A 15,912-nucleotide genomic window follows, 5' to 3' on the forward strand; every position below is an offset into this window, starting at 1 on the left:
AAAATAAAGTCGTCACCGTTTGCGAAGTGAAAGTGTCACTTCGCCGGTCGGCATCGACTGAGAAACGGAAAACTGTCGCAAACTCAGGGGCTTGAGTGTCGAGAAATAAAGTGTCGCCGATCCCGGTGTTGCGAAGACGGGCAACCGCCCTCAAACATCCGGATCCGGAATCCGCGCCGACTGAATCACCACCAGCGTATCGCCCGCCTCGATCCTGCATGGCGGATCCTCGTAAAACGAGTAAATCTTCCCGCAGCGATCGAGCCCGACCACGATCGCGCCGGGCACGACGTTCGTCAGGCAGCCCACCTCATGCGGCAACGCCTCGCGCTCGACCAGCGTCGCGCGCCCACGCGTCGACAGCATGTCGTTCACGAACGGCACGATGTAACGGCTATGAACCGCATCCGCCAGCAGCAGCGCGCCGATCTTCGTCGACGACACGATCACGTCCGCGCCGGCCTGCCGCAGTTGCCGCTGGTACAGGTTCTCCTGGATCCGCACGACGATCTTCGTGTCGGGCGCGATGCTGCGCACCGACAGCGTCAGCAGGATCGCGGTCGGATCGTCGGTCACCGAAATGATCACGGCCTTCGCCGCGCGCACCTGCGCCTGCTGCAACAGATCCTCGTGCGCCGGATCGCCGAGCAATCCGGTCACGCCGAGCGACGTCGCGGCTTCGAGCGCCTGCTGCTGCGCATCGATCACGATGATCGTCGCGGGATCGGTGCCGCTTTCCAGCAACTCGCGCACCGCGATCGACCCCGACAGGCCATAACCGCACACGACGATGTGATCGGACAGTTGCTTCTGCAGGCGTTTCATGCGGAATTCCTCGATGACACGCTGGATCACGAACTGATACGCCGTGCCCAGGAAAATGAACCAGATGCCGATGCGGATCGGCACGATGAAGAACGCATCGAGCAGGCGCGCCCGCGCCGTGACGGGCACGATATCGCCGTAGCCGACCGTCGCGACCGTGACCATCGTGAAGTACACGAGATCGGCGACCGTCATCGGCGTGCTCTTGGTCGAATCGCGCAGGCCGTCGCGATCGAGATACAGCACGAGGAACGCCAGCGCGCACAACAGCACGACCGCGCCGAGACGGAACAGCAGCGTGCGCCGCGGCGACGTCGCGGGACGCGTGAACAGCGTGCGCGCACGCGGCGCCTGCCACGGATTGCGGGCGCGACGCAGGCGCATGCGCAACGAGCGGCGTTGATCGGATGGCGTGGCCAACGGGGAATCTCCTGAGGGATGCGGGCTCGATTCTACGACGGGAACATGTGCGCCCGGCCGTCACAGCATGCTGCGCGGCCGCACCATCGTCCCGTCGACGAAACGCCTCGCGCGAAACGCCGACAGGTCGAGCGACGGCGCGCCCGTGTCGATCCATTCGGCGAGCAGCCGGCCGACGATCGGCCCCATCGCGAAACCGTGCCCGCAGAACCCCGTCGCGATCGCGAGCCCCGATGGCGCGCCGGGCGCATCGATCACCGGGATGCCGTCCGGCAACACGTCGATCAGGCCGGCCCATGCCTCGACGATCTGCGCATCCTTCAGCGCAGGAAAGATCGCCTTGAGCTTCGCAAGCGCGCGCGGCGCATGCGCGCGATTCGGCTGCGGCTGCGGATCGCGCGGCTCGATCGGCCCGGTCGGGCCGTTGATGCGGGCGAGCACGTCGCGCCACGCGGACGCACCCAGTTGCAGCCGGAATTTGTCGCGCTGCGACCAGAATTGCGGCCAGAAGAGGCTCAATCCGCGCAAATGGCCGAGCGTCAGATCGACGTCGACCTGCATGTCGTCGGCGAGATTGATCGCGCCGTTCCTGCGCTGCCGGATGCCGAGGCCATGGCCCCATACCGTCGCCGCCGTCACCGGCGGGACCACGTTGGTGCGCATGCAGGTGCCCCGCACGGCCTGCTGCGGCAGCCGGATGCCGACGCCGTCGAGCAGGCGGAAACTGGTCGCGCCGGCCGCGCAGATCACACGCCGCGTGCGGATCGTGCCGCGTTCGGTTGCCACGCCGACGACCGTGCCGCCGGCCGTCTCGATCGCGGTCGCGCCGCAGCCTTCGAAGAAACGCGCGCCGGCCTCGGTCGCGCGCGCCGCGAATGCGGCGGCCACGCGACGCGGCTCGGCCTGCCCGTCGGTCGCCGTATACAAGCCGCCGAGGGTACGTGCGTGCGTCGACAGCCCATTCACGCGTTCGTCGATCTGCGCGCGCGTCAGCGTGCGCGTGTCGAGCCCGTGCTCGCGCGCGACCGTGAGCCACGCCTCGAACGATGCCCAGTCGTCTTCGTTGTCCGCCATGTAGAGACAGCCGCCCTGCCGCCATTCGAGATCGAAGCCGAGCGCGTGCTCCAGGCCTTCCCAGATCCGCATGCCGGCCATCATCAGCGGCACTTCGGCGGATTCGCGTCCCTGCTGTCGCACGAAGCCCCACGCGCGCGTCGATTGCTGGCCGGCGATGCGCGACTTGTCGAGCACGACGGCTTTGAGGCCGCGCAGGCCGAGGTAGTAAGCCGCCGCGCAGCCCATGATGCCGGCCCCGGCGATCACGACGTCGGCTTCGGGCGGAAACGCCGTATCGGGGTGGCTCAATGCGTCGTGCAGCGGATAGGTGGTGGTCATTGTTTTCTATCGAGTGTCAATGCATGGCCGGCAAAGCTTATCGCGGCAACGTCGTCGTATGAAGCGATAAATTGCGGGAAACCGTCATTCGGCCATCCCTTCGTGGCCGACCATCGCATTGACGCCGATTGCGGTCGCGCGGCCCGCCGAAGCCACGGCGCCGGAGCCGCGTGTTGCATTGACGGTTGCCGTCGCTTGCGCGTCGATACCGGCAGCGATGCACTCGTCGACCGACGCCGGCGCTCCGGCACCCGAGGCCGTTGCGGAAATTCCGTTCGACGAGGCGAGGCCGCGGAGCGCAACGCGAACCGCCGCGTCGAAATGGACTCGACGTCCGACGCGATCGTCCCATCGCACTCCAGTATTTTTTATTCGATAAGGACTGCAAATACAACGTCAAACCATGCCCGCTCCATGTCGGAGAACTGGCAATGTCATGTGCGGTCGGCCCCGGTCAACAAGCGATCGCGACAATCGCTTCCTGCTACCGGAACCGCGGCCGATCCGGCGTGACCGAGTATGTTCGGTCCGTGCTCGTGGACGCAGCGAGGGGTAATCGTCTGCACAAAGAGAACGAGCGGACGCGATCCGTCACGGGGAAGAAGCGCCCGACAACCCACGGCCGGAGACCATCCCGGTCGTCGTCGGGCGCGGGCCCAGACACCCCTCCTCTCGAACGGAAACGTCGAACAACACGAATGGTGATCGAGATTGCCCGTCAGCGATCCGTGATCGTTGCGCGGGCGCGCAAGCGGGTCGACGCCGCGCTGACCGAAGCAGCGGCAGATGGAATCATCAATCTACAAATTTCCGAACGCATTCGCAATATTCAGGCAGGAATTCCCGTCGCCCGGGGCGCCGCACCGGTCGACCGATGCCCGCATTGCACGGGCATGCGCACGCGCCGCGCTACGCATAGCGGCTCAGCCACTCTTCTGAGAATTGTCTTGCGTACGCGACTGCTTCGGCTTCGGTCTCGAATTCACCCAGCTTGCGGAACGCAGCCTCCCGGCTGAAACCCACCTTCGTGACCTCGACCTGCGCAGCATATTTGCCGGACTCCGTCACGCGCGGCTCGCAGTTCATCTCGTATCCGCGCATCAAGAATTTCTTCTGCATCGGTTCAACACTTTTTTGAGACAGGAAAATCGTAGCACGCCGCTGCGCTGGCGCCGAAAATGTATCCGCGTTGGTTTCACTAGAGGAAACCGTCGATCGCCCATCCTCCGGAGGCTTCGGCCGGCCGTCGCGCGATATCCTCCAAAACTCGGGGCGAATACCTCCTTCCGGGCGGTACGCGCCCCGCGTTGGTGCATGGCGCGGCGATTACCCGCCGCTTCGTATGGAATCGCATCCGGGCCGGTTGAAATCCGCCCCGACGGTGCCGAACGCGCCTTCCCGCCCACGCGCCGCGACAGGCCGGACGTAACTTCATGACACACCTTTCACACAAACGCACCTTTCACCACACTGAATGCCGACCATTTTGCGGTAAAGTTATCTTTTCCGTGCGTGGCCGGTCGGCTCGCCATTGGACGTCATGAAGACTGTCCGCCGAGACTGCCGCAAGGCGTCGTTCTGAACGTCACGATCCGTTCCCGTAGCATGACCACTGAAGCAATCACCACGGATTCCCTCGCGGTTGCCGAGCGCGTGCGCGAGCTGATGACCCGCAACGGCATCGGCAAGCGCCAGCAGACCACCGAGCTGTGCCGCATCCTCGATCTGAGTTTCTCGCAAGGCCACCGCAAACTGCGCGGCAGCAGCCCCTGGACGCTCGCGCAAATCAAGAAAGTCGCCGAAGCGTACGGCGAGCCCGCCGCCCAGTTGTTCGGCGCGCAAACGCTCGACCCCGGCATGGTCGGCGCCTATTCGCAGGAAGCCATCCTGTATGCGGGCGTCGCCGAGATTCCATGCACCGCCTGGATCGGCGCGCCGCTCGAAGCCGGCGCGCGCCCCGAGTTCGTCGCGTACGAACAGAACGGCCGTTGGCGCGTGCTGCGCCATACCGGCGTGCTGTACCAGAACGCATACGACGTACACAAGATCGAGATCTACCCGCGCCGTGCGGAGAGCGACAAGCTCGTCATCGCGGTGATCGATCCCGATCGCGTCAGCGCGACCGAGCTGTGCCGCTATCTCGAACGGCAAAGTTTCGCGACGGCCGCGTTCGACGGCCTCGCGGCGTTCGTCGACGCGCTGCAGGGCCAGGCCTTCGACGCGGTCCTGACCGAATGGCTGTTCGACGACGGCACGGCCGCCACCGCGATCAAGGCCGTGCGCACGTCCGACAACCCGGGCGCGCCGATTTTCGTGCTGACGGGCGACCTGCTCACCGGCCGCGCGAGCGAAGCCGACATCAGCGAAGTGATCCGCGCGTTCGACGTGGTGTGCTACGAAAAACCCGCGCGCATGGCGATCCTCAGCGCCGATCTCGCGAAGCGGCTCGCGCGCGGCTGACGTCCGCCGGGCAGGCCGCCCGTCGAACGGCCGACGCACGCGCGCCGCCGCGGGCATGAACGGGTTCCTCAGTACAATAGCCGCACCCGTTCACGCCCACGCCGGCATCCGCCGCCCAACTCCATGGCCCGCCTCATCCCCGACGACTGGAAAAGCCTCGCCGCAACCGGCGCGGCCGAACGCGAACGCGAAACGCTCGCCTCGCTCGAACACGCGCTGCCCGACAGCTACACCGTGTATCACGGCGTCCACTGGACGCGCGCAGACCAGGCGTTCTCGGTGTTCGGCGAAGCCGCGTTCGTCGTCGTGAGCCCCGCCGGCCGCGTGCTGCTGATCGAGCAGAAGGCCGGCTTCCTGCGCGAAACCCCGAAAGGGCTCGTGAAGGTCTACCTGCAGAAGGAGCGCAATGTCCCGATCCAGCTCGCGCGCACGCAGGAAACGCTGCACCGGCGGCTGACGGCGGCGCTCGGCGCGGGCGTCTACGGCGTCGAGGCGCTGCTGTACTGCCCCGACTACTCGATCCGCGACGCGTCGATCGCCGGCGTCGCGCCCGACCGCATCGTCGATGCGTCGCGCAAGGCACAGCTCGCGCAAGTGATCCTGCGGATCCTGCCCGAGGACGACGAACACTTTCCCAACGCGCCGAAGCTCCACCATTTCCTCGCTGACGAACTCGCGCTCACGCCCGACACGAGCGCGCTCGTCGGGCAGGCCGGCACGCTCGTCACGCGGTTGTCGGGCGGGCTCGCCGCATGGGCGCGCCAGCTCGACTTCACGCCGTTCCGGCTGCGCGTCACCGGCACCGCAGGGTCGGGCAAGACACAGCTCGCGGTGCAGGTGATGCGCGACGCCGTCGCGGCCGGCCGGCGCGTGCTCTACGTATGCTTCAACCGGCCGCTCGCCGACTACATCGCGCGCATCGCGCCGCCCGGCGCGAAGATTGCGAATTACCACCAGCTGTGCGACTGGGTCGCGCGCGACGGCGGCTATACGCCCGACTTCCAGGTGCCCGGCGAATTCGAACGGCTCGAGGCGCGCTTCGCGCAAGCGCCGATTCCCGAGCGCTGGCGCTTCGACGTGCTGATCGTCGACGAAGGGCAGGATTTCCATGCGCCGTGGGCGGCCGCGCTGGAGCGCCTGCTCGTGCCGGACGGCGCATGGTGGTGGCTGGAAGATCCGCTGCAGAACCTGTACATGCGCGAACCGGTCGCGCTGCCCGGCTGGGTCACGCTGAAGGCGCTCACGAATTACCGCAGCCCGCGCGACCTGCTCGAATTCGTGCGCGACGTCGTCGGCCGCGTCGAGCCGCTCGCGGCCGAACTGCGCTCGGGCAGCCCGTTCGACGGCTCCGATCCGTCGGTGTCGGCATACGGGGAAGATGGCGCGTCGGGCGACGCACTGGCGCAAGCCTGCATCGACGCGACCAAGCGCGCGATCACGCAGGCGCTGTCGCTCGGCTTCCGCAAGCAGGACATCGCGGTGCTGTCGTACCGCGGCCGCGAAGGCTCGGTGCTCGCGCCGCTCGACCAGCTCGGCCCCCACCGGATCAAGCGCTTCACCGGCAAGTACGATCTGTTCGGCAACCCCGAATATCGCGAAGGCGACGTGCTGCTCGATTCGATCTACCGCTTCAAGGGCCAGTCGGCGCCGTGCGTGATCCTCACCGAAGTCGACTTCGACACGCTCGACGCGCGTGCCGCGCGCAAGCTGTTCGTCGGCGCGACGCGCGCGACGATGAAGCTGCTGATCGTCGCGTCGTCGCGCGCGGCCGCGCAACTCGCGGACGCGGCGGGTTGACGCGGCGGGCGGGCGAACGCCTGTCCGCCCCGGGGACACTCTCCGATATCGTGGCCGTTGACACAATCGGGCACATTTCTCGATGCTCCGGCCCCTTGTCCACGCTCGTTTCGACCTCTTTAGGCCATACCTGACAGTTTGCCCGTTTGCAGCCGGCTTTTACGATGCCAGGCCATTCGTTGCAAACGGAATAGCCCATGGCCGACGTGAAAAAACTGCCGTACTACAAACCGAAAAAGGGATTGTTCGGATCGGCGTTGAGAGAATACAGGGGTTCCCAAGGGTGCGTTCCGCTTGATACGCAAAGGAGCGTATCGATCGACCGGCTTGCACCGGGGGAAAAGCCGCCGCCACCGCCTCCGAAAGCGATTTCCAGGCCTTCGAATGCCCCAAAGCCTCCTGCGCCACCTCGACCGCCGCCGCAAACCGATCAGGCAAGAACCAAAGAACCGCCGACGCAGGCGGAATCGGAAGTTTGCGAAACCCCGCCGCCTTTCGATCTCCAGGACGTGCCGATTGCGATGGACAATCTGGGCTGGAAGGTTTCAGCCAGGCTTGCGCGAATCTGGTTTGCGGGCGCGGCGCATACCTACAATGACGATCCAACGTCGGTCCAGCCAATGAATAACGATGACGTTACTCTTGATTGGGTGTTGAAATTCGGAAATGTCAGGAAAAAATACGAGAAACTTCTTGCAAACGATATCTACAGCGAGCGCTCCATACGCACAGCAACAGACATCACGAAGTCCTTTGTCAAAGAGCTATTTTTTGACATAAATTCGACATTAAATTTCAACACCTCCTCGCTTATAGGAAATTTTGACACCCTGAAAAACCTTTTCCCGACGGATCTCACAGGGGCATTGGCCAATTTTAATATTTATGCGGCCATTGGAAACGTCGAAATTTCCAGTGAAAAATACTTCAAATATGAAAAATCAAGCACCTTTTATTGCCTAAGCGCCACGGGGAAAATTACGCACATCTATGTTTACGTGAAAGACAACTACTCATTCAACGGAAAACAATATTTAGGCCACTGGAACACGCATGGAGTGATCATTGCGACAGGGTCGCTTCTCACCGGATCAGGATCGCCAAGGCGAGAATTCGACATTGATATTTGGTCAAAAAATATCAACAAACCAATCGACACCCGAAGAAGCATGTTCGGGAAATTCAAAAAACCCGACGTTTACTTTCCGATCTACAACGCAGATTACAGTCGCTGGAGAGAGAGGCATCACAGAGGCAGAGACTTCATGCTATATTCGAAGCCAGTCTATTTGAAGCTTAATAAACCGATCGACCTTAATCTTGGCGAAATATGCCGAATAGAGCCACCAGATACATTGGCCTAGCCATTGCCATTTACCTATGCGCAGGTTTGATCATTCATTTCAGTCGCCCCGCCTACGGACGATGCGATTTCTATGATCGAGCGGATACATTGGATGGCGGCATAAAAAACATGAATGGCGTTTGGTATCGATTCAAGCTGTGTGGCACTGGCGGGAATGATCAGGACGCGACCGACGACAACATCGAACTAAGCGTGTTTAGTGAAAATGGCGAGCTTCTTGCGAGACGATATTTCTCCGTCAACTGGTATCACGGAGATAGCTCTCACCCGCCCCTGCGTTACGAGGGCAACCTGGTTCGCTATATCGACTTGACCGATGAATCGAATATAAAAAAACATCTGATGATCCCCCCCTCCAAGTGGGATTGGCTTCGCGCCAGATTGCCTTTGTTTTAAAGGTTACACCCTAAGTTTTCGATTTATAAGAAACAAAGCCCCACTAGCGGGGCTTTGTTTCTCGACAGACTGCGCGCTCGGATCACCGACGAGAGCATCGACCAACCCGCGAAACAGGTCGCATCAGCCCACAGATCTGCGGCAATTCACCCGGTCACGCTCAACCCACCCGAAACGCCCCCACCGCGCGACGCAGCCCATCCGCCTGCTCCTCCAGCGACGCGGCCGCCGCGGCCGCCTGCTCGACGAGCGCCGCGTTCTGCTGCGACACCTGATCCATCTGCGACACCGCGCGGTTCACCTGCTCGATTCCGTCGCGCTGCTCGCTCGATGCGGCCGCGATCTCCGTCATGATGCCCGTCACGCGCCCGATCGCCTGCTGGATGTCCTGCATCGTCGCGCCGGCCGTACCGACGAGCCGCGAGCCCGTCGCGACACGCTCGACCGATTCGCCGATCAGCGTGCGAATTTCCTTCGCGGCGGACGCCGAGCGTTGTGCCAGCGTGCGCACCTCGCCCGCGACCACCGCGAAGCCGCGGCCCTGCTCACCGGCGCGCGCGGCCTCGACCGCCGCATTCAGCGCGAGGATGTTGGTCTGGAACGCGATGCCTTCGATCGTGCCGATAATGTCGGCGACCTTCTGCGAGCTCCGGTCGATCTCGTTCATCGTGCCGATCACCTCGCCGACGACCGTCGCGCCGCGCGTCGCGATCTCGCTCGCGCTGTCCGCGCACGCCTGCGCCTCGAGCGCGTGGTCGGCGTTCTGCTTCACGGTTGCCGTGAGCTGCTCCATGCTCGCGGCCGTCTCCTGCAGCGCCGACGCCTGTTCCTCGGTGCGCTGCGACAGGTCGGTGTTGCCGGCCGCGATCTGGTGCGTCGCCGTCGAGATCGCTTCGGAACCCTGGCTCACCTGACGTACCGTATCCGCGAGGCTGCGCTGCATGCCGGTCACCCCCTTGACCAGTTCGGCCATCTCGTCGCGCGACGACCAATGCACTTCCGACGTGAGATCCCCGTCCGACAGCCGGCGGAAATGCGACAACAGGCGATTCACCGGCTGCGTGATCGCGAAATGCAGGCCGATCGCACAACCGAGGCACGCGGCCAGGCCGAACGCGATGCCCGCGATCGCGCCCATGCGCATCCAGCCGTAATAGGTCTGCGCGGTGTCGTACACGTCCTTGCCGCGCGCCGCCTGGTACGCATCGAGCGCGTCGGTCGCCTGCGTGAGCGCGACCGACAGCGGCGGTGCGACCGTCATCAGCAACCGGTCGGCTTCGTCGCGCCGCCCTTCGCGGATCGCATCGATCAGCGGCTTCAGCGCCTGTCCGATCAGCGCCTGGCGCGCGGCATCGAGGCGGCTCGCGAGCGGGCCTTCGTCGCCGTCGTGCGGCATCGTCGCGTAGTTGCGCCACGCCGTGTCCGCCTTCGCGAGATAGCTCTCGGCCTTCTTCACGAGATCGGGCACTTCCGGCGCTTCCGGATGGAGCAGCGCCCGGTCGAGCGTCGTGCGCACGATCGTCAGGTTCAGGCTCGCCGCGGACAGCGCGGTCTTCGCGGCCAATTGCTGCGTATAGGCCTCGTCGAGCGCGCGGTTCGAGCTCTGCATGCCCGCGAGGCCGATCAGCCCCGACACGACGAGCAGCGCGGCGACGAGGCCGAGCGTGGAGAAAATCCGCGTACGGATCGAGAAACGGGAAAACAGGGCGTTCAGGTTCATGACGGCACGTGAGCGATGAAAAATGCCGCGGCAATCGGTCCGCGGCCCTCTGTATTACGGGTTGCCTGCAAAAAACTTGAGTCCGTCCCTGCATTGCGGCTGATCGTGGTCAATTTTTCAGGCGGGCAATCTCCTGTTACGACTGCAACATATCGAGGCTGGGCAGAAATTGACTAGTCAATCATCCATGACTATATTTCGATCCAATTCCCTGCCATGGCAGATATCTCGATGACAACGGACACCTTTCTTACCCCGCCCGCCGCCGAAGCGGCCCGACGCGACGCGCCGACCGGGTTGATCGTCGCCGCGCTGCTGCTCGTCATGCTGCTGTCCGCGCTCGACCAGACGATCGTGTCGACCGCGCTGCCGACGATCGTCGGCGAACTCGGCGGGCTCGACCAGTTGTCGTGGGTCGTCACCGCGTACCTGCTGTCGTCCACCGTCGTGCTGCCGCTGTACGGCAAGCTCGGCGACCTGTACGGCCGCAAGATCGTGCTGCAGGCCGCGATCGTGCTGTTCCTCGCCGGCTCCGCGCTGTGCGGCGTCGCGCAAGACATGACGCAACTGATCGTGCTGCGCGCGCTGCAAGGGCTCGGCGGCGGCGGCCTGATGGTCGTCACGATGGCCGCCATCGGCGATCTGGTTCCGCCCGATCGCCGGGCGCGCTACCAGGGGATGTTCGGCGGCGTCTACGGCCTCGCGACGATCGTCGGCCCGCTGCTCGGCGGCTTCCTGGTCGAGCATCTTTCATGGCGCTGGATCTTCACGATCAACCTGCCGCTCGGCCTGCTCGCGCTCGCGGTGATCGGCATGGCGTTCCGGCCGCACACCGCGCACGTGAAACACCGGATCGACTACATGGGCGCCGCGTTCCTCGCGACCGCCCTCACCTGCGTGATCCTGTTCACGAGCGAAGGCGGCTCGCTGCTGCCGTGGACGTCGCCGCAGCTGTGGATGACGCTCGTGCTCGGCCTCGTCGCGATCGGCGGTTTCATTTACGAAGAACGCGTCGCGGCCGAGCCGATCATGCCGCTCGACCTGTTCCGTCATCGCACCTTCGTGCTGGTCAGCCTGATCGGCTTCGTGGTCGGCGTCGCGCTGTTCGGCTCGGTCACGTTCATCCCGCTCTACCTGCAGGTCGTGAAGGGCTCGACGCCGTCGCAGGCCGGCCTGCAGCTGCTGCCGATGATGGGCGGGATGCTCGTCACGTCGATCGTCAGCGGGCGGCTGATCTCGCGGCTCGGCTCGTACCGGCCGTTTCCGATCGCGGGGACGCTGACCGGCGGCGTCGCGATGGCGCTGCTGTCGACGCTGACGCTCGATACGCCTCTGCACACGATGTACGCGTACATGGCGCTGCTCGGGATCGGGCTCGGGATGGTGATGCCCGTGCTGACGCTCGCCGTGCAGAACACGGTCGAATTCCGGCATATGGGCGTGGCGACGTCGGGCGCGACGCTGTTCCGCTCGATCGGCGGCTCGCTCGGCGTCGCCGGGTTCGGCGCGCTGTTTTCGCACGGGCTGCAATCGCGGATGACGCATGCGCTGCCGGCCGGCACCGAGCTGCCGCCCGCACTCGGCCCGGCCGCCGTGCATCAGTTGCCGGATGCCATGCGCGACGCGTACCTGCACGCGTTCGCCGGCTCGCTGCACGTCGTGTATCTGGCGGCCGCGGCGATCATCGCGATCGCGTTCGTGCTCGCGTGGTTCGTCGAGGATGCGCCGCTGCGCAAGCATCACTGAAGCGGCAGGCGGAGCGCGACGCGCCCCGCCCGCACCCGCCGTCACGCCAGCAGCACAACCCCGCCCGTCGTCGCGCGCGACTCCAGCAACCGGTGCGCATCGGCCGCCTGTTCGAGCGGCAGCCGCGCGCCGATCTCGACGTGCATCCCGCCCGCGAGCCGGTCGAGCGTCGCACGCGCGGCGTCCCGATATGCACCGACGTCGCGCGCGATGAAGCCGAGCACGCTCGGTCGTGAAAGCGCGATCGAACGGGCCGGCCCGAGTTCGTCGAGATCGAACGTCTGCCGCGCGCCGATCGCCGCCACCTGCCCGATGCTCGCAACCATCCCGAACGGACGGATCGCTCCGAGCGTGCGGGCCAGCACGTCGCCACCGATTCCGTCGATCGCATAGTCGACGCCTGCACCGCCGCCGAACGCACGCGCGGCCGCGACGAAATCTTCCTCGCGATAATCGACCACCGCTTCGGCGCCGTGCGTGCGCACGAGCGCGGCTTTCGCGGCCGATCCGACCGTGCCGATCACCCGCGCGCCGAGCGCACGCGCCCACTGCGTCGCGAGCAGCCCCACGCCGCCGGCCGCCGCATGCACGAGCACCGTATCGCCGGCGCCGACCTGCCGGACGCGATGCAGCAGCATGTAGACGGTGATCCCCTTCAGCAGCCCGGCGGCGGCGGCTTCGTCGCTCAGCCCGTCGGGAATCGGCAGCACGCGCTCGGCCGGCATCGTGCGCAGGCTCGCATAGCTGCCGGTCGGCATGCCGGCATATGCGACGCGCTGGCCGGGCACGAGCGCCGTTACGCCCGGCCCGACCGCGTCGATCACGCCGGCCGCCTCGACGCCGAGCGCGGCCGGCAGCGCGGGCAACGCGTGCGCGCCCGTCCTGAAATAGATGTCGACGAAATTCACGCCGATCGCCGTCTGGCGAATCCGCACTTCGCCGGCGCCGGGCGGCGCGACGGGCCCATCGACGCGACGCAGCACGTCGGCGTCGCCGTAACGGTCGATTCCGATCCGGACGGCGTTGGCAGTCTGGGTCATGACGTTCCTCTCTATCGAATGAAGTGACACGATCATCCCATCGTGCATAATCGAACGGAATTCACGCTGAACGCCCATCTACTGTGCAAAATTCGACCGATCACGATTCTCCCGCCGCGCGTGCGCTGCAGATGAGCTGGGACGATGTCCGCTACTTCCTTGCGGTGATGCGCGCCGGCAGCCTGTCGGCCGCGGCCCGGGCGCTGCAGGTCCAGCATTCGACGGTCGCGCGGCGCATCGACGCGCTCGAGTCGGCGCTCGGGATCCGGCTATTCGACCGGCTGCCGCGCGGCTGGCCGCCGACCGACGAAGGGCTGCACCTGGCCGAGCACGCCGCGCGCCTCGAAGCCGACGCGCATGCGTTCGCACGGGCGGCGCAGGGCGCGGCCGCGCTTGACGGCGTGGTGCGCGTATCGGCGTCGCCGGTGTTCGCCAGCCATTTCCTCGCGCCGCGCCTGGCCCGGGCGCAGCGCGCATGGCCGGCGCTGCGGATCGACCTGATCGGCGAGATGCACGCGGCGAACCTGTATGCGCGCGAAGCCGATCTCGCGGTGCGACTGTCGCGGCCGAGCGAGCCGGGGCTCGCCGCGCGCCGGCTCGGCACGATGCGCTTCGCGCTGTGCGCGGCACCGGAATGGACGGACGTGCCGCCCGACAGCTGGCCGTTCGTCGGCTACGACGATGCACTCGCGCAAACGCCGCAGCAGCAATGGCTCGAACGCTTCGCGGCCGGGCGCCGTTTTGCGTTCATCGCCAACGACCTGGCCGCGCAGCACCGCGCCTGCGCAGCCGGGGCCGGTGTCGCGCTGCTGCCGCGGTTTCTCCTCGACGATCTGGCCGCGCACGCCGGCGCACCGCTCGTCGAACTCACGAACGCGCCGCGCTGCGACATCGAGCGCGAGATCTGGCTCGTCGTTCACCCGGACGTGCGCCGGTCGCCGCGCGTGCAGCGCGTGGCCGACGCGATCGCCGATGCGGTTCATGCAGCGGACGGACGGCTGTAAAGCCGCCGAAACGCAAACGGGCTTTGCCACGCGCCGCGGCGGCCGGCATAGTAATGTCTTCACTTCGTCCGCCCTGCCGCCATGTCCACAGCTCCCGCCTGCGTCGTGCGCGACGCGACCGACGCCGACCTCGATGCGATCCACGCGATCTATGCGCACCATGTTCACCACAGCGTCGCGTCGTTCGAGGAAACGCCGCCCGACGCCGCCGAGCTGCGCTCACGCCGCGACGCGGTGCTGAACCACGGGCTCCCGTATCTCGTCGCCGAATGCGACGCTCGCGTGGCCGGCTACGCGTACGCGACGCCGTACCGCACGCGCAGCGCGTACCGCTTCACGATCGAGGATTCGATCTACATCGACGAGGCGCAGCGCGGGCGCGGAATCGGCCGCGCGCTGCTGGAGGCGCTGATCGCGCGCTGCGAAGGCGGCCCGTGGCGGCAGATGATCGCGGTGATCGCCGACGGCGGCACCGGCGGCTCGACGTCGCTGCATCGCGCATTTGGCTTCGAACCGGCCGGCCTGCTGAAGGCGGTCGGTTTCAAGCACGGCCGCTGGATCGACACGGCGCTGATGCAGCGCCCGCTCGGCGCCGGCGCGAACACGCGCCCCGCCTCGCCCGAGCCTGCCGCGGCGCGCTAAAATGGCCGCATGTCAAAACAGACTTCTTCCACGCCCGACGAGGCCGCGCCGGATTCCCGCAACGAGTACACGGTCGACGAACTCGCGCGCGTGTCCGACACCACCGTGCGCAACGTCCGCGCCTATCAGGATCGCGGGTTGCTCGCGCCGCCGGAGAAACGCGGCCGCGTGGGCATCTACGACGACACGCACGTCGCGCGCCTGAAGCTGATCAACCATCTGCTCGCGCGCGGCTACACGCTGTCGAACATCCAGGACCTGATCAAGGCGATCGACGAAGGCCACGACTTGCGCTCGATCCTCGGCCTCGAAAACGCGATCGGCGGCCGCTGGTCGCACGAGCTGCCGAAAACCTATTCGCTCGCCCAACTCGCGCAGATGTTCGGCCCGCAGGCGACCACGCAACTGTCGCGCGTGACCGAACTCGGGCTGCTCGAACGGCGCGGTCTGTCGTTCGTCGCGAAAAGCCCCGCGCTGCTCGAGGCGGCGGCCGCAATGACGAAGGAAGGGATTCCGCCGCGCGAGCTGCTCGACGTGATCAGCCTCGCGCGGCCGCATTTCGACGCGATCGCGCGGCTGCTCGTCGATCTCGTCGTGAAGCGGCTGGACCGCTACGACGCCGGCACGCTGCCGCCGGCCACCGACGTGCCCGAACTCGTCGACGCGATCTGGCGGCTGCGCCCGCTCGCGGCCGTGTTCGTCGAAGGCGAGACGAACCGCGCGCTCGAAACCGCGGCCGGCGCGTATCTCGGCGGCCGGGTCGCGACGATCCTCGACAAGAAGCTCAACGACGAAGCCGAAGCGGCGCGGCAGTCCGGTACGAGCGACACGCAACGCGACGGCGACAACGCATAGGCGCGCGGCCGTCGTGCATGCGTCGGCTTGTCGCCACGACGCGCGCGGATCCGGTTCGCGGCAAGGTCGCAGGCCATTACCGGCGGATGGCCAGAAGCGCCGCTCGGCGCGCATTCCAGCCAGACGGCCCCGCATCGCTCCGCCCACGGCCCCCTCGTCGCGACACAGTTACAAGTTATTCGTTGACGCAAGCCCGCCCGACGGTTAGTGTATGCGCCGAAGTCCAAGAAGTCCGATTGCTGTTCA

At 65.9% G+C, this 15,912-nt stretch carries 14 protein-coding genes; 8 read left to right on the forward strand and 6 right to left on the reverse strand.

The annotated features are described in order from the left end of the window. Positions 1-150: 150 nt before the first annotated feature. The 4 genes from QZM72_RS13905 to QZM72_RS13920 all read right to left on the reverse strand — a co-directional run bounded on the left by QZM72_RS13905 (position 151) and on the right by QZM72_RS13920 (position 3,759). The gene (locus QZM72_RS13905) at positions 151-1,245 is read right to left on the reverse strand and encodes a TrkA family potassium uptake protein (protein WP_089470068.1); all 1,095 of its coding nucleotides are present in this window, start codon (positions 1,243-1,245) and stop codon (positions 151-153) included. A gap of 60 nt (positions 1,246-1,305) precedes the next feature. After that, positions 1,306-2,640: an FAD-binding oxidoreductase gene (locus tag QZM72_RS13910; RefSeq protein ID WP_301738393.1), complete on the reverse strand. Its 1,335-nt coding sequence runs from the start codon at positions 2,638-2,640 to the stop codon at positions 1,306-1,308. Positions 2,641-2,724: 84 nt separating this feature from the next. Next, positions 2,725-2,997 carry a hypothetical protein gene (locus tag QZM72_RS13915; RefSeq protein ID WP_301738394.1) on the reverse strand — a complete coding sequence of 91 codons (273 nt, stop codon included), beginning with the start codon at positions 2,995-2,997 and terminating at the stop codon, positions 2,725-2,727. A 552-nt stretch (positions 2,998-3,549) separates the two neighbouring features. After that, the gene (locus QZM72_RS13920) at positions 3,550-3,759 is read right to left on the reverse strand and encodes a hypothetical protein (RefSeq protein ID WP_301738395.1); all 210 of its coding nucleotides are present in this window, start codon (positions 3,757-3,759) and stop codon (positions 3,550-3,552) included. 486 nt (positions 3,760-4,245) lie between these two features. Here QZM72_RS13920 and QZM72_RS13925 point away from each other — a divergent pair, with 486 nt between their 5' ends. The 4 genes from QZM72_RS13925 to QZM72_RS13940 all read left to right on the forward strand — a co-directional run bounded on the left by QZM72_RS13925 (position 4,246) and on the right by QZM72_RS13940 (position 8,659). Then, a complete protein-coding gene (locus QZM72_RS13925; protein ID WP_301738396.1) occupies positions 4,246-5,100 on the forward strand; it encodes a helix-turn-helix domain-containing protein in 855 nt (284 codons plus the stop codon). A gap of 123 nt (positions 5,101-5,223) precedes the next feature. Beyond that, the gene (locus tag QZM72_RS13930) at positions 5,224-6,897 is read left to right on the forward strand and encodes an ATP-dependent helicase (protein WP_301738397.1); all 1,674 of its coding nucleotides are present in this window, start codon (positions 5,224-5,226) and stop codon (positions 6,895-6,897) included. A 197-nt stretch (positions 6,898-7,094) separates the two neighbouring features. Continuing rightward, positions 7,095-8,261, forward strand: coding sequence for a DUF6402 family protein (locus QZM72_RS13935; RefSeq protein WP_301738398.1), 1,167 nt, complete (start codon positions 7,095-7,097; stop codon positions 8,259-8,261). Between the two features lie 26 nt (positions 8,262-8,287). Further along, positions 8,288-8,659, forward strand: coding sequence for a hypothetical protein (locus tag QZM72_RS13940; RefSeq protein WP_301738400.1), 372 nt, complete (start codon positions 8,288-8,290; stop codon positions 8,657-8,659). A 160-nt stretch (positions 8,660-8,819) separates the two neighbouring features. Here QZM72_RS13940 and QZM72_RS13945 read toward each other — a convergent pair whose 3' ends face one another. Further along, on the reverse strand, positions 8,820-10,379 hold the full coding sequence (locus QZM72_RS13945) for a methyl-accepting chemotaxis protein (RefSeq protein ID WP_301738401.1): 1,560 nt from the start codon (positions 10,377-10,379) through the stop codon (positions 8,820-8,822). A 231-nt stretch (positions 10,380-10,610) separates the two neighbouring features. Here QZM72_RS13945 and QZM72_RS13950 point away from each other — a divergent pair, with 231 nt between their 5' ends. Then, the gene (locus tag QZM72_RS13950; RefSeq protein WP_301738402.1) at positions 10,611-12,125 is read left to right on the forward strand and encodes an MDR family MFS transporter; all 1,515 of its coding nucleotides are present in this window, start codon (positions 10,611-10,613) and stop codon (positions 12,123-12,125) included. 41 nt (positions 12,126-12,166) lie between these two features. Here the strand turns inward: QZM72_RS13950 and QZM72_RS13955 are convergent, their stop codons facing one another. Continuing rightward, on the reverse strand, positions 12,167-13,165 hold the full coding sequence (locus QZM72_RS13955) for a quinone oxidoreductase (protein WP_301738403.1): 999 nt from the start codon (positions 13,163-13,165) through the stop codon (positions 12,167-12,169). 131 nt (positions 13,166-13,296) lie between these two features. Between QZM72_RS13955 and QZM72_RS13960 the strand changes: the two genes are divergently transcribed. From QZM72_RS13960 to QZM72_RS13970, 3 genes are all read left to right on the forward strand, one after another. Continuing rightward, entirely contained in the window at positions 13,297-14,169 is an 873-nt protein-coding gene (locus QZM72_RS13960) for a LysR family transcriptional regulator (RefSeq protein ID WP_301738404.1), read from the forward strand. Positions 14,170-14,250: 81 nt separating this feature from the next. Continuing rightward, positions 14,251-14,811: a GNAT family N-acetyltransferase gene (locus tag QZM72_RS13965; protein ID WP_301738405.1), complete on the forward strand. Its 561-nt coding sequence runs from the start codon at positions 14,251-14,253 to the stop codon at positions 14,809-14,811. Between the two features lie 9 nt (positions 14,812-14,820). Beyond that, positions 14,821-15,666, forward strand: coding sequence for a MerR family transcriptional regulator (locus QZM72_RS13970; protein WP_301738406.1), 846 nt, complete (start codon positions 14,821-14,823; stop codon positions 15,664-15,666). Positions 15,667-15,912 lie beyond the last annotated feature (246 nt).

The sequence above is a fragment of the Burkholderia sp. AU45388 genome (genome assembly GCF_030481585.1).
GTDB classification, from domain to species: Bacteria; Pseudomonadota; Gammaproteobacteria; order Burkholderiales; family Burkholderiaceae; genus Burkholderia; species Burkholderia sola.